Source organism: Burkholderia sp. TSV86 (assembly GCF_001522865.1).
In the GTDB taxonomy this organism is placed as follows: domain Bacteria; phylum Pseudomonadota; class Gammaproteobacteria; order Burkholderiales; family Burkholderiaceae; genus Burkholderia.
The window spans coordinates 111,264-134,029 of sequence record NZ_LOWB01000069.1 but is presented as its reverse complement, the minus strand read 5'-3'; the positions used below and the strand labels follow the sequence as shown (position 1 = coordinate 134,029).

Sequence of the window (22,766 nt, the reverse complement as noted above, 5' to 3'; positions counted from 1 at the left end):
GCGCGCGCGGCCGCGCCGCTCATTCGGGCAGACGGATCACGCTTGCGTCCTTGCGGATCAGCAGCGACGACGCGAGCATCTGCTTGCATTGATGCGCAAGCACTTTCAGATCGTGCGTGAGATCGGCGCCCGGGTCCGAGCGCTCGGCATCGACGACCATCGAATCAAGCTCGCGTGTCAATTGTTTGGCCGCTTCCGCGTGGTCTGCGGGCGGCGGCGTGCGGGCTTCGGCTTGTTCGAGATTGTCGCGCACGGCGGCGAGGCCGCGCTCGAGCGCGGGCGGGTCGCCGCGCTGCGCGCGCGCCGCATGCCGCAGCAGCGGCGCGGCGGCCGTGATTTGCGCGCCGAGCACATGGGTTTGCACGAGCAGGTCGTTTAGCTCCGGCACGAACTTTTGATGTGCTTTCGGCTCGATCATCATCCGCTGGAACGCCTGGCCCAGGTTTGCGAATGCGATGTGCATGTTCTTGCGCGCGAGCCGATACGGATAGTCGTCGTCGATCGCGCCGGGCGCGGTTTCGACGGCGGTCGCGACCGCGGGCACCGCCGCCGCGCCGTCGGCCGTGGGCATGCTTGGCGCGGCCTGGCCGCGGCTCGCGCGCCAGGTTGCCTCGAAATACTGACGGGTGGTTTCCAGCATATCGGCGACGAGCTTGCCGATCGCGCGGTATTCCCAGTAAGGGAACAGCCGGCTGGCGGCGATCGCGATCATGCAGCCGACCACCGTGTCGATCGCGCGCTCGCCGATGATGCGCATGTTGCCGGGCGCGAGCAGATGGAACATCAGCAGCACGTATGACGACGTGAACACCACGCTCGCCGCGTAGTTGAAGAGGAGCAGGCTGTAGCTCATCACCATCGACGCGAACATGATCGCGATCAGCACATGCGGTTCGTGCACCGTATAGATGAGCGCGAGGCTCGCCGTGCAACCGATCAGCGTGCCGACGATCCGCTGCGCGTTGCGCTGCTTGGTCAGCGAGTAGCCGGGCTTCAGGATGATGATGCTCGTCATCACGATCCAGTAGGCGTTGGTGAGCGGCAGCAGACGCCCGAGCCAGAAGCCGACCGCGACCGCGACCGTCACGCGCAGCGCGTGGCGAAAGCTCGGCGAACCCATGTTCAGGTTCGAAAAGATGAGAAGCGGCGACATCCGGCGCCGCTGCAGGAAGCGCGACAGCGTCTTGTCGATCTTCAGCTCGGTTTGCTGGGCGTCGACGCTGCCCGACAGATTGCGGCGCATCTTGTCGATCAGGCGCGTCGCGCTCCAGATCCGGCGGAACGTCGCGAGCACGGCTGCGTAGGCTTCGGCGTTCGTCGTCGCGAACTGTTTCTTGCGCATCAGTTCGATTTCGTATTCGATCGCGCGCAGCTCCGCCTTCACGCTGACTCGCGCGTGCGGCATGCGGTTTTCCAGCACCGCGAGGCCGACTTCCTCGAGATCGGCCGCCGCCTTGCGGATCAGGTCGCGGTAAAAGATCATCAGGTCCGAGCCGCCGAACGTGTTGCGCACGAGCGGGTAATCGGTGTGCGCGCCGACGAACAGCTCATGCAGATCGACGCTGTTGATGAACAGGTTGAACATCATCGTGCGGCCCGGATCGAGCTTGCCGCGCCGCAGCTTCGGCAAGTTGCGCAGCACGATGTCGCGCGCGGTTTCCTGTGTTTCGACGGCTGTGATCTGCTTGGCGATGAGGTTCCGGTAACACTCGTCCAGATCGGCGTCGAGATCGTAGAAATCGGCGCGCGCGAGCAGGTACGACGCGCACGCGAAAAGGCTCTCGGCAAGCGCCTGCTGCTCGATGCGGCGCGCCTGCAGGCGCGATACGAGCGTTGCCCAGTACGTATACCAGAGGCCGCCCGCGAGAATCCATGAAGCGTTGATGAGCGCTTGCTTCGGCGTGAGCGTTTCTTCGAGCGTCATCACCATCATGAACAGCGTCGCGAAGCTGATCTGCGGCCAGCGGTTGCCGTAGACGACGATGAGCGACAGCACGAACGTGAGCGGAACGATCGTGAGCCAAAGCGCGAAAATGTGCGGCGTCGCGAGCCCGGTGGCGAGCGCGGAGAAAAAGCCGATCACGCTGCACGCGAGCATCTCGTTGTGCTTGTACTTGAGCGGACCCGGCATATCAACCACGCAGGCGCCGAGCGCGCCCGTCGCGATCGTGAAGCCGAGTTCGCGGTTGTGAAATACGATGAGACAAAGCACGGCGGGCAGCGACACGCCGAATGCGATCCTCAGGCCGCCGTAGAAATACTGGCTGTAGAGGAATTTCCTGATTTCGGTCGAATAGCGCATCGATGAGCGGAAGAACGGGCGGCGAAGCACCGGGAGGTCCGAGTTGGCGACGAGTCTATCGTATTTCCGTGGCCTCGCAGCCGCGCGGCACGTCGCATTTCGCATCGGGCGCGTCGCGCGGCAAGCGGCAAGCGGCAAGCATGGCGCGAGCGAACGATCCCGAGCGGCATGGTAGCGCGCGCCGCATGGCGCGGACTACTGGCCGAACGGCCGATTCTCCGGCCGTGCGCGCTTTGTTATCCTTGGTTCCTCGATAGGCCGGGCCTGCGTCCGGCGGTCCTTACAGGTTTTTACCGGCTGTCATGCTTCATCTTTTCTACTCGAACCGCCACGAGACGCTGGTCGATGCGTTGCTCGACGATCTCGCCGCCGTGGCGGCCGGCGCCGGGCCGTGGGAAACCCAGCAGGTTATCGTGCCGAGCGCGGCGCTGCGCCGGCGGCTCGAACTCGACATCGCGCAGCGGCACCGCGTATGCGCGAACGTGGATTTCCGCTACCTCGCGCAATGGCTGTGGGCGCAGATCGGCAAAGTGCTGGCCGTACCGCCGAACTCTCCGTTTGCGCCCGATCGCCTCGTGTGGCGCTGCTACCGCCTGCTATCGGCGCATGACGACGGGCCTTGGCGCAAGTCCGCGCGGCTTTGCGCGTATTTGGCCGCCGCCGACGCGCCGATGCGCTACGAACTCGCGCACCGGATCGCGACAGTGTTCGATCATTACCTCGCCTATCGTCCGGAATGGCTTGCGCAGTGGCAGGCGGGCGATTCGATCTTTGCGCTCGAAGGCGCGCCGCGCCACGGCGCCGAACCGGTCCGCGACGACGAGGCTTGGCAGGCGGCACTCTGGCATGCGCTCGCGGCCGAGTTGTCCGACGGCGCAGCGCCGCCCGCGCACCGCTTTTTGCGCGACGCCGGCTCGCTTGATCCCGATGCGCGCGCGCGCGCGGGATGGCCGGCATCGGTTCATGTATTCGCGCTGCCGACGATGCCGCCGCTGCATATCGCGTTGCTGCGCGAGTTGTCGCGCTGGATCGACGTGCGCATTTACGCGCTGAATCCGTGCCGCGAGTTCTGGTTCGACATCGTGAGCGCCGCGCGTGCCGAATCGCTGCGCGCGGCCGGGCAGTTCGATTATCAGGAGGTGGGTCATCCGCTGCTGGCGGAATGGGGGCGGCAAACGCAGGCGCAGCTCCACATGCTGCACGAACTGACCGAGAGCGCGGCGTCGGGCGATGCGTCGCGCTACGAGGAAAACCCCGCGCCGACCTGGCTCGCACGCGTGCAGAACGCGATCCTCGCGCTTCAGCCTGAGGCGGCGCTCGGCGAACCGCCCGGCGAGCACGGTATCGAGGTGCATGTGTGCCACAGCCTCGCGCGTCAACTCGAGGTGTTGCACGACCGGCTGCTGGGCTGGTTCGACGCCGATCCGAGCCTTTCGCCGTCGGACGTGCTCGTCGCGATGCCGGATCTTGCCGCGGCGGGGCCGCTCATCGACGCGGTGTTCGGCCCGGCGGCGGGCAGCGGCGCGGCGCGTATTCCGTACCGCATCTCCGGCCTGCCGCCTTCGCACGCGAACCCGGTCGCGCGCGTGCTGCTCGATTGGCTTGCGCTGCCGGAGCGCGACGTCGGTGCGCCGGAGCTGATCGAATGGCTGCGTGTGGATGCGGTCGCCGCGCGCTACGGGGTGGACGCCGCCGCGCTCGAGACCGTGCAGACGTGGCTTGCCGCGGCGGGCGCGCGGCGCGGGCTCGCCAACGCGGACGCCGGCAATGCCGCCGGCGCGGCGCCCGCGCGGCGCCACACGTTCGCCGACGCGTTGACACGGCTCTTTCTCGGCTACGCGATGCCGGACGGCGCGGCGCCCGTCGATGCCTGGCTGCCGATCGGCGGCGCGCAGGGGAGCGAAGCCGAACTGCTCGGCCGGCTCGCGCGCTTTACCGGCGATCTGGACGGTTTCGCGCAACGCATCGCCGGCGATTTGACACCGCAGGGCTGGAGCGATGTGTTCGCCGATGCGCTCGCGCGTTTCTTCGATTCCGGCCCGCTGTTTGCCGACGCGCTTTCCGGTGTTCGCAACGCGCTCGACGCGATGCTTGCGGCAATGGAAGAGGGTGCGGCCGACGTCGAAATGCCGGCCGCCGTCGTGCGCGCGGGGCTTGCCGCCGCGCTCGACGATCCCGCGCGCGGCGGCGTACCGTGGGGCGGCGTCACGTTTTCGTCGCTGACGAGCTTGCGCGGGCTGCCTTATCGTGCGATTTGCCTGCTCGGAATGGACGACGGCGTGCTGCCGAGCCTCGCACGGGCCGACGAATTCGATCTGATGGCGGTATTCGCGAAACTCGGCGACCGGCAGCGCCGGGACGACGAGCGCAATCTGTTCCTCGATCTGCTGCTTGCCGCGCGGGACCGTTTGCTGATCGCCTACACGGGCCGCAGCATTCGCGACAATGCGCCGTTGCCGCCCGCCGCGCTCGTCGACGAACTGCTTGACCATCTGGCAGCCGTGTCGGCGGGACCCGATGCATCGCCCGAGGCGATCGACGCCGCGCGCCGCGCGTTCGTCGTCGAGCATCCGTTGCAGCCGTTTTCCGCCGAATATTTCGCGCCGGGCGGAGTGCTTTTCACTTATGACGCATCGCGCGAGACGCTTGCGCGTTTGCTTGCCGACGGCGCGGCGGCGGCTGCCCGGCCGTTCTTCGCGCAGCCGCTGCCGCCGGAGGCCGCCGAGCCGGTTGCATTTGCCGATTTCGAGCGGTTTTGGCGTCATCCGGCGCGTGCGCTGTTGCGTGCGCGGCTCGGTATCGCGCTTGCCGATGCGCAGGCCGAACTCGTCGACGTCGAGCCGTTCGAACTCGATTATGGCGGCAGCGATATGCTTGCCGCGCGCGTGCTGCCGCTGCTGATCGATACGGCGGGCACAGCCGATGCAGCCGCGTTCGACCACGCGTGGCGCATTGCCGACGCGAGCCCCGAATTGCCGGGCGGCGCGACGGGCGCGGTGCGGCGCGATCGCGTGCTCGGCGCGATCGCACAACTCGCGGGCAACGTGCGCCGCGCACTCGCCGGCGGTGCGACGCGCGTGCCGTTCGCGTTTGACGTGACGCCGCTCTGGCCGGCGACGAACGGCGCGCCCTGGTTCGGCATGCACGACGCGGAATTGGCGCGCGCGGCAACGCGTGAGCCGTTGCGCCTTCACGGCGCGCTTGCGCGGCTCACGCCGATGGGGCAAGTGGTCTACCGTTATGCGCGGCCGGGCGCACGCGATTATTTGTCCGCGTGGCTCGCGCATCTCGTTTATTGCACGATCGATCCGAACGGCCCGCGCCGCACGCTTTGGTTCGGCAGCGGCGACGCATTCGAATTCGCGCCGGTGGCAGCGCCGCTCGATCAGCTTGCGCCGCTTGCCGCGCTGTTCCGCGCGGGTCGGCGCATGCCGCTCGCGTTCTTTCCGAAAAGTGCATGGGCACTCATTTCGGACGGCGAAGCCAAGGCGGCCGGCGTCTGGATCAACGATCGCGTTGCTGGCGAGGCCGACGATCCAGCGCTCGCGCTTGCGTGGCGCGGGGCCAATCCGTCGCTCGACGAGCCGTTCGGCGCGCTCGCGCATCTCGTATTCGATCCGCTGGTCGAGCATTTGCGGAGGTCGTCATGAGCCGGGCGGCACAAACGGATACGCGCGCGGCTGAACTCGACGTGTTCACGTGTGCGCTCGATGGCGTCAATCAGATCGAGGCGTCGGCGGGCACGGGCAAGACGTGGAACATCTGCGCGCTTTACGTGCGGCTGCTGCTCGAAAAGGATCTCGGCGTGGACGAGATTCTTGTCGTCACGTTCACGAAAGCGGCCACCGCGGAGCTGCACGAGCGGATTCGCAGCCGTCTTGCTCAGCTTGCGCATGTGCTTGACTCGGGCGAAGGCAGTGCCGATCCGTTCATTGCGCAATTGTTCGCGACAACGCTCGCGCCGCAGCGCGGCATCGATCGGGAAACGGCGGCGCAACGTGTGCGGCGCGCGTTGCACGCATTCGATCAGGCGGCAATCCATACGATTCATGCGTTTTGTCAGCGTGCGCTGCAAGAAGCGCCATTCGCCGCGGCGATGCCGTTCTCATTCGAGATGGATGCCGATGACAGCGCATTGCGTTTTGAGCTTGCCGCCGATTTCTGGCGCACGCGCATCGAGCCGGCCGCGGCCGCGCATCCGGCGTTTGCCGAGTGGCTCGTCGAATACGGCGCGGGGCCCGCGGTGCTCGATGCGCAGCTTGCGCGGCGTTTGAAGAAGCCGCTTGCCGAGCTGCGCTGGGATGGGCGCGAGGCGGCCCGTGACGATGACGAGATCATCGCGCGTGAGCGTTTCGACGCGGCCGCCGCGCTCTGGCGCGCGTCGCGCGACGAACTCCAGACACTGCTCGCCGCCGCGCAGCCGTCGCTGAAGCAGACGTCGCACAAGCCGGAAGCGCTTTCCGGCGCGCTTGACGCATGGGCGCGCTATTTCGAGCAGGCGAGCGCGTTTGCCGCGTTGCCGCGCGCGGCGCTCAAACTGACCCAGGCCGCGCTCGAGAAGGCGACGAAAAAGAACGGCGCGACGCCGCGCCACGCGTTCTTCGATGCCGCGCAGGCGCTGGAGGAGGCGCTCGCCACGCTCGAAGCCGCGCAGCGCGCGCGTTGGTTGTCGCTCGTCGCACAATGGCTCGCCGAAGCGCCGGGCGAACTCGCGCGGCGCAAGCGCAAGCGCCGCGTCGTGTCGTTCGACGATCTGCTCGCGAATCTGTATCACGCGCTCGATGCGCATCCGTGGTTGCGCGATACGCTGCGCGCGCGCTATCCGGCCGCTTTGATCGACGAGTTTCAGGACACCGATCCGCTGCAATTCGCGATCTTCAATATGGTCTTCGCGCCGGCCGGGCCGCTTTTTCTCGTCGGTGATCCGAAGCAGGCAATCTACAGTTTCCGCGCGGCGGATCTGCATACGTACCTCGCCGCGCGCGCCACGGCATCGGCGCGTTATACGCTCGCGATCAACCAGCGCTCGACGCCTGCGATCGTCGATGCATGCAACCGGTTGTTCAGCGCGAATCCGCACGCGTTCGTGTTGCCCGGCCTCAATTACGATCCGGTGCGCGCGGGCGCGCGCGAACGCGCGCCGTTTGCCGACGCCACCGATCCGCTGGCCGGCGCGGGCGATTTCCGCGTCTGGATGCTGCCGTCGGGCGAACGGACCTTGACGAAACGCGACGCCCAGCGGCAAGCCGCGCAGGCGTGTGCGGCCGAGATCGCACGTCTGATGGGCGGTGCGCGCGAACGCGCGGTGACGCTCGGCGGCGAGCCGCTCGCGGCGTCCGACATCGCGGTGCTGGTCCAGACGCATAAGCAGGGCAGCCTGGTCAAGCGTGTGCTGGCGGCGTGGGGGATCGGCAGCGTCGAGCTGGCGCAGGCGTCCGTGTTCGCGACGATCGATGCGGAACAACTCGAGCGCGTGCTGGCGGCGATCGACGCGCCGGGCGATCTGCGGCGCTTGCGCTCGGCGCTTGCGTCGGACTGGTTCGGTCTCGACGCGTCGGCGCTCTGGCATCTCGAGCAGGGCGATGCGGTGTCGGGCGAAGCCGGTCAAGCGTGGGGCGAGCCGGCCGTGCGTGGCGGTTCGCATGCGGCGGCGAACGATGCCGCGCGCACGCCGGGCGGTGCCGTCGACGCGATGGGTTGGGTCGAGCGGTTCTCCCGATACCGGCTGTTGTGGCGCGAGCGCGGTTTCGCGGTGATGTGGCGCACGCTGGCGAGCGAGCTTTCGATCGCCGAGCGTCTGATGACGGGGCCGGACGGCGAGCGCCGCGTGACCGACGTCAATCATCTGGCCGAGCTGACGCAGGCACGCGCGAGCGCTCAGCCGGGCATCGCGCCGACGCTGCGCTGGCTCGCGGCGCAGCGTCTTGGCGGCGGCAACGACGACGCACAATTGCGGCTCGAATCCGATCGCAATCTCGTGCAAATCGTGACCGTTCACAAATCGAAGGGGCTCGAATATGCGGTCGTGTTCTGCCCGTTCCTGAACGACGGCGCGCTGCGCGATCCGAACGGTTCGGGCTTGCCCGACGCACACGAGTATCACGACGACAAGGGCCGCGCGGTGTTCCATTACGGCTGCGACGATGCGATCGCCGAGCGCGCGGCCCGCGATGCGATGCGCGAGCAGGCAGCGGAGCGCGCGCGGCTTGTTTATGTTGCGCTGACGCGCGCCGTATACCGGTGCTATCTGGTCGCGGGGCCGTATTTGTCGTCGCGTTCGACCAAGGAGGCGCGCCGCAGCGTGCTGAACTGGCTCGTCGCAGGCGCGGGCCGCGCGTTCGAGGCGTGGCTCGACGAGCCTGCCGACGATGCGGAGCTGACAGAGCGCTGGCAGGCGCTCGCGCTCGGGCCGATCGCGCTTGTGCCGCTGCCGGCGCCCGTTCGCCGCGAACCGCTTGCGGCCGGCCGCGAAGCGGGCGGGATGCGCGCGGCGCGGCGCGCGGTACGCGCGCTGCGCGATGCGTGGCGGATCGCGAGCTTCAGCTCGCTGACTTCGGCGATCGCGCTTCGCGAGAGCCATGTCGCAAGCGTGGTGGACGACGAACTGAGCCCCGATCACGACGCGCTCGCTGCGGCGCTCGACACGCATGCGCGGCCGATCGATGCGGCGTTGGCGCAAGCGTCGCCGCCCGAGCCGTCCGGCGACGATATCGTCGACTTCCCGCGCGGCGCGGCGGCGGGCGAGTGCCTGCACCGGCTATTCGAGCTTGCGGATTTTTCCGATCCGTCGACATGGCAGGCTGCTGCGCAGCGCGCGCTGCACGAGCGCCCGGTCGAGGCGCAGCCCGCGCTCGCCGCGCGGCTGCCCGCGATGATGACGCGGCTCGTCGATCAGCTTGCCGCGACCGAGCTCGTGCCGGGCATGCGCCTTGCGGCGCTCGATCCGGCACGGCGCTTGACCGAGATGGCGTTCCTATTTCCGGCGCCCGCGCTCGATTTCAATGCATTACGGCGTCTTCTTGCCGCTCACGGCTATCCGGACGTCGCGCTCGAAGCGGGCACGCTTACCGGATTCATCAAGGGGTTCATCGATATGATCGTCGAGCACGATGGCCGCTTCTGGATCGTCGACTGGAAATCGAATCATCTCGGCGCGACGGCGGACGCATACGGTCCGCGTGCGCTCGATGCCGCGATGGCGCAGCATGCGTACCATCTGCAAGCGTTGCTTTACACGGTCGCGCTGCATCGCTATCTGCGCGTGAGGCTGCAGGGCTACGATTACGACACGCATATTGCAGGCTATCTGTACTTATTCGTGCGCGGCGTGCGGCCCGATTGGCGGGCGGGCGGCGCGCAGGCCGGCGTGCATGCGCGCAAGCCCGCGCGCGCGCTCGTCGAAGCACTCGATTCGTTGATGGGGGACGCATGAATACGGTCGACGAGCGCTTCGGATGGACGAGCGGGCTCGCCGAGCGCCTGCCTGAGCCGGCCGATTTCGGTCTCGCGCTCGCTGAAGGCTTTGCGCGCCGGGTCGGCGGGCTCGCGCGTCGTCAGGGCGCGCCGGCCGTAGCAGCCGGATGGGCGGCGCGCGCGGCGTTCGCCGCGAGTCGCGCGACGGCGGCGGGGCACGTATGCGTGCCGTTGCATGCGCTCGCGCAGCGGTACGGCGAATCGTTTGCCGACGTGCGCGAGATGCTCGCGGCGAGCGGCATGGTCGCATTCGACGGCATTGTCCGCGGCGGCGAGCGTCCGCTCGTCGTTGATCGCGATGGACGCCTTTATCTTGCGCGCTATTTCGAATACGAAACGCGGCTGGCGCGCGCGCTCGTCGAGCGGGCCAGCCCGCCGCACGCCGGCGAAGCAGCCGTTTGCGGCGCCGCCGAAGCTTGCGCGCTGTCGCCCGAGGCGCTCGGCGAGCGTCTCGCGCGTTATTTCGGGCCGCAGAAGGAGCGTGGCGTCGATTGGCAGCGGGTTGCCGCGCTCGTTGCGCTGACGGGGCGCGTGACGATCGTGAGCGGCGGGCCCGGCACGGGAAAGACGACGACGGTCGCCGGCGTGATTGCGTGCCTGCTCGACACACAGCCCGATTTGCGAATCGCGCTCGCCGCGCCGACGGGCAAAGCGGCGCAGCGGATGCAGGAAGCGCTGCTCGCGCGGGCCGGCAGCTTGCCGCCCGAACTCGCCGTGCGTTTGCCGCGGACCTCGTACACGCTGCATCGGCTGCTGGGAGGCGGCGCGGGCGGGCGCTTCGCGCATCATCACGATAATCCGTTGCCTTACGATCTTGTCGTCGTCGACGAGGCGTCGATGATCGACGTCGCGCTTGCCGCGCATCTGCTCGATGCGCTCGCGCCGAGCGCGCGCATCGTGCTGCTTGGCGACAAGGACCAGCTCGCGGCGGTCGAGGCGGGGGCGGTATTTGCGGAACTGAGCGCACAACCGGCGTTCAGCGCGGCGGCCTCCGAGCGGATCGCGCGCGCGCTCGGCATGGAGGTGGCCGAATTCGACGACGCGTTGCCGGAGGGTTTCGGCGGCCGCGCGACTTCCGCGCCGGCTGATATCGCGGGCGACGCCGGGTCTGCATCGAGTGCCGCTTTGGCGGGCGCGGCGGTGCCTGCCACTCCGACCGACTCCGTGCAGGGCGGCCCGGCGGCATCGAGCGGGCCTCGACCTGTTGCGCGGCGATCCGGCACGCGCGGCGCGCAGCGGATGATGCACGCCATGCAGCGCTCGCTGTTCGAGACAGAAAACGAGGGCGCCTTCGACGGCAATCCGAATCAACCGGGCCCGGCAGATCTCCCGGATCGGCAAGCCCAACTCGGCGGGCAAGCCGCTCATGGCGAGCAGGCCGAGTCCGGTGATGGCGCGGGCTTGAGCGGCGCCGCGCATGGGCAGGGTGTGGCTGCCGATTCGTTTGCGTGGATCGATTCGGGCGAACTGGCATGGCTGGACGACGCGAGCTTCGCGGCGCACGACGCCGCGATGCCACACGCCGCCGTACCGGACGAGTGTCACACTACGTCGTTGGCGCGCAATGCGAATGTCGCAGCGCATGTCGGGCCGCATGCCGTCTCTGGCGTGTGCACGGGCTTGCCGCAGCGGGATCGCGCGGGTTCTGCCGGTGCCGCCCGGCACGCCGGCGCGCCGGAGCCGGGCGCGGCAACGGCACGGCAGAGCGTCGAGTCCGCTTGCGTTGCAGGCCGCGCGATTGCGCCGTTGACCGATTGCGTCGTCTGGCTCGAGCGCAATTACCGCTTCGGGCTCGATTCGCCGATCGGCCGGTTGTCGGTTGCGATTCGCCGTGGCGACGCGCGGCAGGCACTGGAGGCGTTATCGACGGATCCTGGCGCGGCCGCATGCCTGCACGACGACGGCAATGGCCCGGCGTTGCCGGGAGCGACCGTCGAGCGGATTGCGCAGGGCTTCTCCGGCTATGCCGCGTCGCTGCGCGACGCGCTCGCCGCGTCGGTGCCGGACCCCGGGCCGCTTTTCGATATGCTCAACCGCTTTCGCGCGCTATGCGCGACGCGAGCCGGCATGCGGGGCGCTGACGAAGTCAACGCGCTTGTCGCGGCCGAGATGCGCCGCGCGGTGCGCGTGCCGCTCGCGATCGGCGCGCAGTGGTTCGCAGGGCGGCCGGTGATGGTGACGCGCAACGATTACGCGCTCGGGCTTTTCAACGGCGATGTCGGTATCGCGCTGCCGGACGCGCAGGGTGCGCTGCGCGTCTGGTTTCGCGGTGCGGACGGCCGCGCGCGCGCCGTCACGCCGGCTGCGCTGCCGCCGCACGAAACGGCGTTTGCATTGACCGTTCACAAATCGCAAGGCTCGGAGTTCGACGAAGCGGCGTTGATTTTGCCCGCGTCGTTCAATCGCGTGCTGTCGCGCGAGCTAGTCTATACGGCAATCACGCGCGCGCGCTCGCGCGTACAGGTGATCGGCTCGCGCACGGTGTTCGCGCAAGCGGTCGCAACGCGTACCGCGCGCGATTCCGGGCTTGCCGCGAGGATCGCCGAGGCACTGTGCGCGCAGCAGCCGATGCCGCAAGTGGGGGCGATATGACGCTGCGCTACGCGTTTTTGCCGGACGAAGTCGAGTTGACGGCCATTCGCGCGCAAGGCGCGGGCGGGCAGAACGTTAACAAGGTATCGAGCGCGATCCATCTGCGCTTCGACATTCGCGCATCGTCGCTGTCCGATACGTTGAAGGCGCGTCTTCTCGCACGGGCCGATCAGCGCATCACGCGCGACGGCGTTATCGTGATCAAGGCGCAGACATACCGGACGCAGGAAAAGAACCGCGCGGCCGCGCTTGCGCGGCTCGACGAGCTGATCCGCAGTGCGGGCGTGACGCCGCGCAAGAGGGTCGCGACGCGGCCAACGCGTGCATCGAAGGAGCGCCGTCTGGCCGACAAGCGGCAGCGCGGCGATGTGAAAGCCGGGCGCGGCAAAGCGGGCCGCGGCCAGATGGCCGAATAGGCGCAAGTGACCGGGCGCGCGCGGCTACGCGCTGGCCAGGTGTGCGCCGGCATCGATGCCGGGTGCGGAGGCAAGATCGACGCAGAACACCTTCAGCGTGGCGTTGAGCAGGATCGCGACCGCTGCCGTATAGCAGTCGCGGCCGTCCGTCAATGACACGTGCGGCCCCATCAGCGCAACGCGTCCTGGTGTGGCGATCGCGCGCTGGAAATACGCGCGGCGCGACCAGTTGCAGTGCAGATCCGACATCAGCGGCGCGAGCCGCCGTGTTGCCGCGCGTGGCGTGTTCGACGCGATCGACGGTTCGATCTGATCGCCGTTCGCTTCGGCGACGAACACCCGCCGCACGCTCGGATGCGCGAACATGCGTTGCGCGGCGCCGCGCAGATCGCCGGTCGCCGCGTAATCGGCGGCGCCCGCGAGCACGATACGCTCGATCGTGTCGACACCCGGCTGCGCGTTGTTGCACCGCTGGCGCATCCGCTCGGCGAAGCGCGACCATGCTGCCTCGACGCATGCGCTTACCTGGGCGCTCGCGTGTGCGATCGAAGGGCCGGGCTGGCCGAAGCAGAAGCCCTGAACGAAATCGACGTCGGCATCCATCAGGAGCTGTAGCGCGTCGTCGGTTTCGACGCCTTCCGCGAGTACCAATGCGCCCGCGTGATGCAGCATCGTGACGAGCGGCGGAATCAGCCGGTGCGCATCGTTGGCCGTGAGCGCGTGCTCGACGATCGAGCGGTCGAGTTTCACGATGTCCGGCTTGATTTGCCAGATGCGATCGAAGTTGGAAAAGCCGGTGCCGAAATCGTCGATCGCGATCAGAAAATCGCCGTGCTGGATTGCGTCGAGCGTATGCGCGAGCGCGACTTCGTCGCGCGACGGCTGTTCGATCACCTCGAGCACGACGCGCGCCGGCGGCAGCGCGAAGCGGGCGCACAGCGTCTCGATGAATTCGCGCGGCGCGCCGCCGGACACGAAGATTTGCGGCAGCACGTTCAGGAACAGCCAGCTCTGGCCGGTGTCCTGCGCAGCAAAGTTCGCGGCGTGCAGGCAGCGCGTGAGCCGATCGAGCAGCACCGTTTCGCCGCGCGCTTGCGCGCGGGCGAACAGCGCTTCCGGCGTGACATATGCGCCGTTCGCGTCGGTGGCGCGCACGAGCGCTTCATAGCCGACGACACGTTTGTGCGTAAGCGAAATCACCGGTTGGAAAACGCTCGCGAGCATCGCGTCGTGATAGCGCGCGCACCAGCCGTCGTCGCAGGCGATGAGCCGCGAGATCAGGCACTCGAGCGAGAACTCCGGCGCTTTGCCCATTGCGTGCCAGCGTCAGCGCGCCTCGCTATGCCTGGCGCCGGCGCCGGGAAGCCGCTTGATCACACCGGTCGCAAGCGCGGTGCCGAGCAGCACGATCGCGCCGCCTTCGATCATGCCGGTCGATACGTGCTCGCCGAGAAAGAGCGCTCCCCATAGGATGCCGAACACGGGGATCACGAACGTGACGGTGATCGCGCGTGCCGGGCCGACATGGGCAATCAGGTAGAAAAAGATGAAATAGGCGATGCCGGTGCACGCGATGCCGAGCGCGAGCACGGCTTCCCACGCGTGCGCGGAGACGGGCGCCGCCGGCCAGGTCGCGAGTGCGAATGGCACCAGCAGGAGCGTCGAGCTGATCATGCTGCCCGTCGCGCTGATGAGCGGGTCGACCCCCGTGAGCTTGCGTTTCGTATAGTTCGCGGCGATGCCGTACAGCAGCGTTGCGCCGAGCGCGGCTGCGGCGGCGAGCGCGACCGTGGCGGGCGCGGCCTGATCCGAGCCGTGCGCGGAGAACACCTGGTCCCAGACGAGCGTGAGCACGCCCGCGAAACCGATCACGAGGCCGAGCGCGCGCGGCAGCGGCAGGGCTTCCTTGAGCCACAGATACGCAACGAGCGCGCCCCAGAGCGGCGCGGTCGCATTAATGACCGACGTGACGCCTGCCGACAGCGTCAGCTCGGCGAACGCGAACAGGCAGAATGGCGCGCCGGAGTTCAGCACGCCGACCACGAACAGCGGCCCGGCATGCTTGCGCAGCGCCGCGGCAAGCTCGCGCGGGCGGTAGCGGGGGAGCGAGAGGGCGATCAGGAACAGCGCGCCGATTGCGACGCGCAGCGCCATCAATGGCGCGACGCCGAACTCGGCCACGCCGACGCGGATGAAAAGAAACGACGCGCCCCATAGCGCGGCGAGGACGATCAGCAGGAGTGCATTCTTGAAATTCATCGGCAGGACTGGACGGGAGGCGGGTGGAGGTAAATGCTCAAAGCATCTTACACCGCGCTGTCGTCCAACGTTTCATGCTGAGACGAAACAACCGATCAACCGGCAATGACCGAAGAAAAACGCAACGGCGCCCACGGTCCGCTGCGCGCGCACGGGCGGCTCGCGCTCAATGGTGGCGCCAGTAGCCGCGACCGCCGCCCCAATAACCCCGATGCCCGCCCCAGTAACCGAAATTGAGCGACAGCGAAGGCGCCGGATAGTAATAGCTCGGATAGGCCGGCGCGACATACGCGGGCGCGGTATATACGGGCGCGGTTTCGACGGGCGCAGCGGCGTAGCCGGCCGGATAGTAGCCATACGGGTAGTAGCATCCGGCGAGCGCGAGGCTCGCGGCCGTGGTGGCGAGGAGGGTCTTGTACATGATGGTTGCGCGCTCGCGTGCGGGGCAGGTTTCGATGTGTTCGAGCTTAGATCGGTCTTAGATGAAACGTTGTGTGAAACGGTAACCGATCATTTCGCGAAGCCGCCGCGCCACGTAGGATGCGAGCGACGCGCGCCGCCGCTGTCGCGCCAAACGCCGGGCTGCCGGCGCGTGTGGTTCGCCGGGCGGCGTCGAACCACACGCGCCCGGCCCGCGACGGCGTTACTTGCCGACCTGGCTGCCGATCAGGCCGCCTGCCGCCGCGCCGCCGACCGTCGACAGCGTGTTGCCGCCGAGCGCCGCGCCGGCGACGCCGCCAATGCCCGCGCCGATCGCCGCGTTACGCTGTTGAGTGGTCATCGTATCGCACGCCGACAGGCCCGCGACAGTGGCGATGAGCATCGCGCATACCCCAATACGCCGAATCGATTTCATGGTCCAATCCTCAGATAAAAGTGTCGTCTCGGATAAAAGTGACGTAACAGAGACGCGTAGACGCGTATTTCGTCACGCTGCCTACGTCTGAAAATCTACGCGGGCGGCTTCGGTTGCGCTGTAAAGACTTGTTAGGGCGTTCGCGCTTTCGTAATCAAATGTTTCGGCGCCCCGGGCGCCTGCGGCAGTCCGGCCCGGCATGCGCGGGCAGCGTCGGCGGCGAACGCGGCCGAGCGCGCGGCGCCTCGCGCGCATCGCGCACGAAAACAACGAAAGCCCGCGCTGCGCGGGCTTTCGAGTGAGTGGCCGTCCGCGCGGGCGTCACTGGCGCTGATAGATTTGCGCGCCGCTCTGCACGAACTCGACAGCCTTCACCTCGAGCCCCTTGGTGAGCGCATCGGCTTCGGACACGCCCTGCTGGGCCGCGAACTCGCGCACGTCCTGCGTGATTTTCATCGAGCAGAAATGCGGGCCGCACATCGAGCAGAAATGCGCGACTTTCGCCGAATCCTTCGGCAGCGTTTCGTCGTGGAATTCGCGCGCCTTGTCCGGATCGAGGCCGAGATTGAACTGGTCGGCCCAGCGGAATTCGAAGCGCGCCTTCGACAGCGCGTTGTCACGCACCTGCGCGCCCGGATGACCCTTCGCGAGATCGGCCGCGTGTGCGGCGAGCTTGTACGTGATGATGCCTTCTTTCACGTCGTCCTTGTTCGGCAGGCCGAGGTGCTCCTTCGGCGTCACGTAGCACAGCATCGCGGTGCCGAACCAGCCGATCATCGCCGCGCCGATGCCCGACGTGATGTGGTCGTAGCCCGGCGCGATGTCGGTGGTCAGCGGCCCGAGCGTGTAGAACGGCGCTTCGTTGCACCAGTCGAGCTGCAGATCCATGTTTTCCTTGATCAGTTGCATCGGCACGTGGCCGGGGCCTTCGATCATCGTCTGCACGTCGTGCTTCCATGCGATCTGCGTGAGTTCGCCGAGCGTCTTCAACTCGCCGAGCTGCGCTTCGTCGTTCGCGTCGTAGATCGAGCCGGGGCGCAGGCCGTCGCCGAGCGAGAAGCTCACGTCGTAGGCCTTCATGATTTCGCAGATTTCTTCGAAGCGTTCGTACAGGAAGCTTTCCTTGTGATGCGCGAGGCACCACTTCGCCATGATCGAGCCGCCGCGCGACACGATGCCCGTCATCCGGTTCGCGGTGAGCGGCACGTATTGCAGGCGCACGCCGGCATGGATCGTGAAATAGTCGACGCCTTGCTCGGCTTGCTCGATCAGCGTGTCGCGGAAGATTTCCCAGGTCAGATCCTCGGCGCGGCCGTTGACCTTTTCGAGCGCCTGGTAGATCGGCACCGTGCCGATCGGCACCGGGCTGTTGCGGATGATCCACTCGCGCGTTTCGTGGATGTGCTTGCCGGTCGACAGATCCATTACCGTGTCGCCGCCCCAGCGGATCGCCCAGGTCATCTTGTCGACTTCCTCGCCGATCGACGACGTGACGGCCGAATTGCCGATGTTCGCGTTGATTTTGACGAGGAAGTTGCGGCCGATGATCATCGGCTCGGATTCCGGATGGTTGATGTTCGCTGGAATGATCGCGCGGCCGCGCGCGACTTCGTCGCGCACGAATTCAGGTGTGATTTCCGCGAGCGCATGGGCGCCGAACGCCTGGCCCGGATGCTGACGGCCCATCATCGCGGCGAGCTTCGCGCCGTTCGGGCCGCTCGCCTTCAGGCTCTCGATATATTCGGCGCGGCGCTGGTTTTCGCGGATCGCGACGAATTCCATCTCCGGCGTGATGATGCCCGAGCGCGCGTAGTGCATTTGCGTGACGTTCGCGCCCGCTTTCGCGCGGCGCGGCTGGCGGTGCAGGCCGGGAAAGCGCAGCTCGGCCGTGGCCGGGTCGGCCGCGCGCTCGCGGCCGTATTGGCTCGTGAGGTCCGCGAGCGTTTCGCTGTCGCCGCGCGCCTCGATCCAGCGCTGGCGCAGCGCGGGCAGGCCCTGGCGGATGTCGATTTTTGCGTCGGGGTCGGTGTACGGGCCGGAGGTGTCGTACACATAGATCGGCGGGTTACGCTCGCCGCCGAAGTTCGTCGGCGTATCGGCCTGCGTGATTTCGCGCATCGGCACGCGGATGTCCGGTTGTGAGCCCGTCACATAGACCTTGCGCGAGTTTGGCAGCGGCGCGATGGCGGCGGCGTCGACGCGCGCGTCGGCGGAAAGGAATTTGGGGTTGGCGTTCATGCGATCTCCTATCGATCAGAGTGGGCGCTTTCGCGTGTGTCGACCGGAGTGAGTGCTCAAGCACCGACGCCGGTCTCACGCAGCGCGCTCTGGTCTCAAAGCTGAAGCGGGGCGCTAAGCAGGAGACGAGATTCGCAATGCGACGGGATTCTGACGCAATTGTGACGAAGCCCGGACGCTTCCCTGCGCTGGCATTATCCAGATCAGGTTCAAAGGGTATTTCTCACCCGCTGCGGCAATCGACAGACCGATCGCCACGCAGGACCCCCGCGTTAGCAAGCGCACACGATACACCGGGACGGCAACGGTTTCAACCGGGGGCGGATCGCTCGCTTGCCGCCGTGCGCGTTGCGGGCCGCGCGGCTTGGCGGCGCGGCATTTTTTGCACGCGGCCTGTCATATCCGGGCGCGCGCGGCGACTATTCGGCTCCTCAACCAAAAACGACGGAGTGATCCCATGAAAGAGCGCCTGATGGCTTGGGCCTGTGCGGCCGGATTTGCGCTGGCTGCTGGAGCCGCGCTTGCGCAAAACGCGGCGATGCAGAAGGAGGGTGGTGCGATGCGGGCCGACGCGATGCCGAAGGAAAGCGGAGCGATGCGGGCCGACGCGATGCCCAACGGCGCAATGCCGCAGTCCCAAGGTGCGATGCCGAAAACCGCGATGCCCGGCGACGCGATGGCGAGCGACAGCATGCACATGAAGTCGGCGCGTGCGTCGAAACATGCGATGCATAAGCGCCATGCGTCGGCGAGCGCGATGAAAAAGACGATGCCGCCGGGCGAGTCGAGCCCGATGACGAACTGAGATCGACGCCGTGATGTTGCCACCGCGGCTTCCGGTATCGATGCGTATCGCCGTCGCGGCGCTTGCGTTCGGCGCGGCCTGCGCCGCCGATGCGGCAGACGCCGTGTGCGCTGCGCGCAGCGAGGCTAGCCGGCAGGTGCTCGTCGAACTCTATACGAGCGAGGGATGCAGTAGTTGCCCGAGCGCCGACGACTGGCTCGCGCGGCTCGCCGCGCAGCGCACGGCGCTGCGTGTGGTGCCGCTTGCGCTGCACGTCGATTACTGGGATGGCCTCGGCTGGGCGGATCGCTTCGCGCAGCATCGCTTCGCCGAGCGGCAGGCCGCGCTGGCGGCCAAGCACCGCGGCGGCTTTGTCTATACGCCGGAAATCGCGGTGGCTGGCCGTGAAATGCGCGACTGGCGGGATGCGGACGCGTTCGCGCGGCGTGTCGCCGCGACGGCGGCGCAGCTTGCGCGTATCGGGATTGCACTTGCGGCGGTGTTGGGTCCGCACGCGCTCGATGTCGTGCTGTCGGTTGTCGCGCGCGACGGCGCGCCGCGCGCGCTCAACGCATATGTTGCGTTGTACGAGAACGGCTTGACCTCGAACGTGCGCGCGGGCGAGAACCGCGGGGCGACGCTGCGCCATGAGCGCGTCGTGCGGCAATGGATCGGCCCGTTCGCGTCGCCGGCGGCGAGGCTCGACGTGCGGCGCAGCGTGCCGTATCCCGACGGCTGGCGCATGCACGATGCGGCGCGTTACGGCATTGTCGCGTTCGCCGAGGATGCCGATACGGGCGATGTGTTGCAGGCGGTCGATCTGCGTTTGTGCGCGGACTCGCTGGGAACGATCGCACCTGCTGAAAAACGACAATAAATAGTGAAAATGCGACAACGGCGTATGGCGGTGGCGATGGCGGCGGTGGGCGATGGCGCGCTGCGGTGGGTTGTCGATATCGGCCGTTCATCGAAAACGGCATTCGCATCCATGAAATGTCGCGCCGAAACATCACCGAATATGCATTCGAATCGGCTTGACAATTATTTTCTATTCCTTAATGCATAATGTCCGCGCAGCGTCGTGCCATTCGGCCGCGCCCGTTTTCGTTCAAGCTCTTCAATCATCTTCCGCCATCATCGGTCATGTTTGCCGTCGCACGTCTCGTCTCGCCATTTCGCATACAGTCACCCGCCGCTGTTCTTCAGGCGATTTGCCCGGCAGGCCATATCGCGCGTTGCGTCGATATGCGCAATCTCGCGCAGGCAAGCTGACCGATGACACCATTCGACCGTTTGCTCGCATTCGTCAAGCGCCATCAGCCTCGTCTGCCGCGCAGCCGCGGCGGCCGGGTGGCGCTTGCACTGACGTTCATCTATTTCGCATGGGGCTCGACCTACCTCGCGCTGCATGTCGCGCTCGGCTCGTTCCCGCCACTGATGCTGTCCGGGTTGCGCAATCTGCTCGCGGGGATCGGGCTGTTCATCTTCGCGATGCGTCGGCGCCCCGTCTGGCCGACGTTTGTCGAAGTCCGCAACGCGGTGCTGGTGGGCACGATGCTCGTCACGCTGTCGTCGGGATTCATTGCGCTCGGGATGCGAACCGTCAGCAGCGGCTCGGCGGCCGTGATGGTCGCGACCGTGCCGCTGTTTGCGACCGTGATCGCCTCGATTGCCGGGCGGCGCGTCACCGCCGGCGAGTGGGCGGCCGTCGGGCTCGGGATGGCCGGGATCATCGTGTTGAATTCGGGCGGCGCGTCGTCGCCCGGCTCGACGCTCGGCAGTATCACCGTGCTCGCGGGCGCGCTGTTCTGGGCGGGCGGCGCGCATCTTGCCGCGCGGCTCGCGCTGCCGCGGGATCTGTTTTTATCGACGGCGCTTCAAATCGGTTTGGGTGGCGCGGCCTCGACGGTTATTGCGTGGTTGCTCGGGGAGCGCATCGAGCACGTCGCGTTGCTGCCGGGCACCGCGTTCGTTTATTTGATGCTTGCAGGCACGATGGCTGCGTATGTCGCGTATGGTTATCTGATTCGCCATACGAGCCCGATCATCGCGAGCAGTTGCATGTATGTGAACCCGGTCGTGGCCGTCGCGCTCGGCGCGCTGCTGCTCGGCGAGCCGGTGACGCTCGCGACCGTGATCGCGACGGTGGCGATTCTCGGTAGCGTCGGCTTGTCGTTCATCTTCGATCCGGCGCGCAAGCAGCCGCAGTAGCGTTCACGCGCGACGGCCGGCGCCCGCCGTCCGTCGCGCGCGGTCATGCAATCCGGCGGTGGTGGTGGGCGGCTCGTGCTTGCCGTTGGCCGCGGCACTCCGGTTCCGGTATGGGCGCGCGGTATTCGCCGCCGCGTGGCGAATCGTCGGAACGGCCCGATGGTTCGATATGCGGCTCGGGGGCTTGACGCTACGAATGCGTTGAGCAGCGTCGCCCCGATTTGAAGATCGTTCGTCGAACTCGAGGTCTTCAAACGTTCCGAAGACTTGAAGCCCCAAAGCCCCAAAGCCCCAAAGCCCCAAACCAAACGCCGCGCCGCGCGCGCTTACGCTGTATCCGCCCGCCCTTTGTAGTGAACGAACGCCGCGACGAGCGCGAACAGCAACCCGACCGCGCAGGTGCCAAGCCATCCCATCGCGCGCCACGCGGTAACGCCCGCCCACGAGCCGATCGCGCCGCCGACGAAATAGCAGACCATGTAGACCGTGTTCACGCGGCTGCGTGCTTCGGGCTTGAGTGCGTAGATGCGCGATTGATTCGAGATTTGCGCGGCTTGCACGCCGATGTCGAGCACGATCACGCCAATCACGAGCCCCGTGAGGCTTGCCCCCGACAACGCGAAAATCACGAACGATATGGCCACGAGCGCGATCGCGAGTGTCACGATCGCGCGCGGGCCGCGCTTGTCTGCGAAGCGGCCTGCATAGGGCGCGGCGAGCGCGCCGCAGGCGCCGACGATGCCGAACAGTCCTGCTGCTTGAGGGCCGAGATGAAACGGTGCGCCGGCGAGCAGCAGCGTGAGCGCCGGCCAAAACGCGCTGAACGCGGCAAAGATCGCCGCGCCGGTTGCCGATGCCTCGCGCAGCCCGCGCAACTCGCGCGCGAGCTGCCACATCGACGCGAGGAGTTTGCCGTAGGGCAGCGTCGACGTCGGCGTGCTGCGCGGCAGGCGCATCGCGATCACGGCCGCGAGCGCGGCGAGCGCCGCGACCGACGCGCCGAACACCGCGCGCCAGCCGAAATATTCGGCGACGAAGCCGGCCGCGGTGCGCGCGAGCAGGATGCCGAGCAGCAGCCCGCTCATCACGGTGCCGACTGCCTGCCCGCGCTCGGCGGGCCGCGCGATCTCGGCGGCGAACGGCACGGCCTGCTGCGTGACCGTGGCGAGGATGCCGATCGCGAGGCTCGCGGCCGCGAGCACGGTGAGCGTCGGCGCCGTGGCGGCGGCGACGAGCGCGAGCGACAGCCCGGCGATCTGCACCAGCATCAGCGTGCGCCGGTCGAAGCGGTCGCCGAGCGGCGCAAGCACGAACATGCCGGTCGCGTAGCCGAGCTGCGTGGCGGTCGGCACGACGCCGATCCATGCTGCGTCGTCTGGAAACGATATGCGAAAGCTGTCGAGCAGCGGCTGGTTGTAATAGATGTTCGCGACGCAAACGCCCGCGATGACCGCGAGCAGCAACAACAGGCCGCGCGAGGCATGGCGCGGCGCATCGGTGAAAACAGGGTTCGAGGCGGGCATGACGCGTGTACGGAAGAATCGACGCGCCCGGCCGCGCGGCATGCGCGGCCGGGCCGGTGAGTCGGGACGGCGCAAGGCCGGAGCGCCGATCATACCGGAGGCCGCGAAAGTC

Annotated in this window: 14 protein-coding genes and 1 riboswitch; of the genes, 7 read left to right on the top strand and 7 right to left on the bottom strand. The window is 67.5% G+C overall.

Going from position 1 to position 22,766, the window contains the following annotated elements; translation table 11 throughout:
• Positions 1-19 precede the first annotated feature (19 nt).
• On the bottom strand, positions 20-2,302 hold the full coding sequence (locus tag WS68_RS09920; RefSeq protein ID WP_059570622.1) for an FUSC family protein: 2,283 nt from the start codon (positions 2,300-2,302) through the stop codon (positions 20-22).
• 302 nt (positions 2,303-2,604) lie between these two features.
• On the opposite strand from WS68_RS09920, the gene recC reads away from it, so the two are divergent.
• From recC to arfB, 4 genes are read left to right on the top strand one after another with little or no spacing between them, the layout of a single operon-like run.
• Entirely contained in the window at positions 2,605-5,952 is a 3,348-nt protein-coding gene (recC, locus tag WS68_RS09915) for an exodeoxyribonuclease V subunit gamma (RefSeq protein WP_059570621.1), read from the top strand.
• Positions 5,949-9,734 carry an exodeoxyribonuclease V subunit beta gene (gene recB, locus WS68_RS09910; RefSeq protein ID WP_059570620.1) on the top strand — a complete coding sequence of 1,262 codons (3,786 nt, stop codon included), beginning with the start codon at positions 5,949-5,951 and terminating at the stop codon, positions 9,732-9,734. Before recC ends, recB begins: the two co-directional genes overlap by 4 nt.
• Positions 9,731-12,367 carry an AAA family ATPase gene (locus tag WS68_RS09905; RefSeq protein ID WP_059570619.1) on the top strand — a complete coding sequence of 879 codons (2,637 nt, stop codon included), beginning with the start codon at positions 9,731-9,733 and terminating at the stop codon, positions 12,365-12,367. Before recB ends, WS68_RS09905 begins: the two co-directional genes overlap by 4 nt.
• A complete protein-coding gene (gene arfB / locus WS68_RS09900) occupies positions 12,364-12,783 on the top strand; it encodes an alternative ribosome rescue aminoacyl-tRNA hydrolase ArfB (protein ID WP_059570643.1) in 420 nt (139 codons plus the stop codon). Before WS68_RS09905 ends, arfB begins: the two co-directional genes overlap by 4 nt.
• A gap of 24 nt (positions 12,784-12,807) precedes the next feature.
• On the opposite strand, the gene WS68_RS09895 is transcribed toward arfB, so the two are convergent.
• From WS68_RS09895 to thiC, 5 genes are all read right to left on the bottom strand, one after another.
• The gene (locus WS68_RS09895) at positions 12,808-14,097 is read right to left on the bottom strand and encodes a sensor domain-containing phosphodiesterase (protein WP_059570618.1); all 1,290 of its coding nucleotides are present in this window, start codon (positions 14,095-14,097) and stop codon (positions 12,808-12,810) included.
• A 12-nt stretch (positions 14,098-14,109) separates the two neighbouring features.
• A complete protein-coding gene (locus tag WS68_RS09890; RefSeq protein ID WP_059570617.1) occupies positions 14,110-15,042 on the bottom strand; it encodes a DMT family transporter in 933 nt (310 codons plus the stop codon).
• Between the two features lie 166 nt (positions 15,043-15,208).
• Positions 15,209-15,463 carry a hypothetical protein gene (locus WS68_RS09885; RefSeq protein ID WP_059570616.1) on the bottom strand — a complete coding sequence of 85 codons (255 nt, stop codon included), beginning with the start codon at positions 15,461-15,463 and terminating at the stop codon, positions 15,209-15,211.
• 222 nt (positions 15,464-15,685) lie between these two features.
• The gene (locus WS68_RS09880; RefSeq protein ID WP_059570615.1) at positions 15,686-15,898 is read right to left on the bottom strand and encodes a glycine zipper 2TM domain-containing protein; all 213 of its coding nucleotides are present in this window, start codon (positions 15,896-15,898) and stop codon (positions 15,686-15,688) included.
• A gap of 321 nt (positions 15,899-16,219) precedes the next feature.
• Positions 16,220-18,136 (bottom strand): phosphomethylpyrimidine synthase ThiC, encoded by a 1,917-nt coding sequence (gene thiC, locus WS68_RS09875; protein ID WP_059570614.1) that lies wholly within the window; start codon positions 18,134-18,136, stop codon positions 16,220-16,222.
• Positions 18,137-18,298: 162 nt separating this feature from the next.
• Positions 18,299-18,415, bottom strand: a riboswitch (TPP riboswitch).
• Positions 18,416-18,593: 178 nt separating this feature from the next.
• Here thiC and WS68_RS09870 point away from each other — a divergent pair.
• The 3 genes from WS68_RS09870 to WS68_RS09855 all read left to right on the top strand — a co-directional run bounded on the left by WS68_RS09870 (position 18,594) and on the right by WS68_RS09855 (position 21,131).
• On the top strand, positions 18,594-18,941 hold the full coding sequence (locus WS68_RS09870; protein WP_059570613.1) for a hypothetical protein: 348 nt from the start codon (positions 18,594-18,596) through the stop codon (positions 18,939-18,941).
• Between the two features lie 13 nt (positions 18,942-18,954).
• Positions 18,955-19,797: a DUF1223 domain-containing protein gene (locus tag WS68_RS09865; protein ID WP_059570612.1), complete on the top strand. Its 843-nt coding sequence runs from the start codon at positions 18,955-18,957 to the stop codon at positions 19,795-19,797.
• A gap of 398 nt (positions 19,798-20,195) precedes the next feature.
• Complete coding sequence (locus tag WS68_RS09855; protein WP_059570610.1) at positions 20,196-21,131, top strand: EamA family transporter; 936 nt, start codon at positions 20,196-20,198, stop codon at positions 21,129-21,131.
• A gap of 326 nt (positions 21,132-21,457) precedes the next feature.
• On the opposite strand, the gene WS68_RS09850 is transcribed toward WS68_RS09855, so the two are convergent.
• Complete coding sequence (locus WS68_RS09850) at positions 21,458-22,654, bottom strand: MFS transporter (RefSeq protein ID WP_059570609.1); 1,197 nt, start codon at positions 22,652-22,654, stop codon at positions 21,458-21,460.
• Positions 22,655-22,766 lie beyond the last annotated feature (112 nt).

Bases quoted from the DNA above. Each gene is read 5' to 3' on its own strand.
- WS68_RS09855 (WP_059570610.1), top strand. From the start codon at position 20,196: ATGACACCATTCGACCGTTTGCTCGCATTCGTCAAGCGCCATCAGCCT.
- thiC (WP_059570614.1), bottom strand. From the start codon at position 18,136: ATGAACGCCAACCCCAAATTCCTTTCCGCCGACGCGCGCGTCGACGCC.
- arfB (WP_059570643.1), top strand. From the start codon at position 12,364: ATGACGCTGCGCTACGCGTTTTTGCCGGACGAAGTCGAGTTGACGGCC.
- recB (WP_059570620.1), top strand. From the start codon at position 5,949: ATGAGCCGGGCGGCACAAACGGATACGCGCGCGGCTGAACTCGACGTG.
- WS68_RS09905 (WP_059570619.1), top strand. From the start codon at position 9,731: ATGAATACGGTCGACGAGCGCTTCGGATGGACGAGCGGGCTCGCCGAG.
- WS68_RS09870 (WP_059570613.1), top strand. From the start codon at position 18,594: ATGAAAGAGCGCCTGATGGCTTGGGCCTGTGCGGCCGGATTTGCGCTG.
- recC (WP_059570621.1), top strand. From the start codon at position 2,605: ATGCTTCATCTTTTCTACTCGAACCGCCACGAGACGCTGGTCGATGCG.
- WS68_RS09920 (WP_059570622.1), bottom strand. From the start codon at position 2,302: ATGCGCTATTCGACCGAAATCAGGAAATTCCTCTACAGCCAGTATTTC.
- WS68_RS09850 (WP_059570609.1), bottom strand. From the start codon at position 22,654: ATGCCCGCCTCGAACCCTGTTTTCACCGATGCGCCGCGCCATGCCTCG.
- WS68_RS09895 (WP_059570618.1), bottom strand. From the start codon at position 14,097: ATGGGCAAAGCGCCGGAGTTCTCGCTCGAGTGCCTGATCTCGCGGCTC.
- WS68_RS09885 (WP_059570616.1), bottom strand. From the start codon at position 15,463: ATGTACAAGACCCTCCTCGCCACCACGGCCGCGAGCCTCGCGCTCGCC.
- WS68_RS09880 (WP_059570615.1), bottom strand. From the start codon at position 15,898: ATGAAATCGATTCGGCGTATTGGGGTATGCGCGATGCTCATCGCCACT.
- WS68_RS09890 (WP_059570617.1), bottom strand. From the start codon at position 15,042: ATGAATTTCAAGAATGCACTCCTGCTGATCGTCCTCGCCGCGCTATGG.
- WS68_RS09865 (WP_059570612.1), top strand. From the start codon at position 18,955: ATGTTGCCACCGCGGCTTCCGGTATCGATGCGTATCGCCGTCGCGGCG.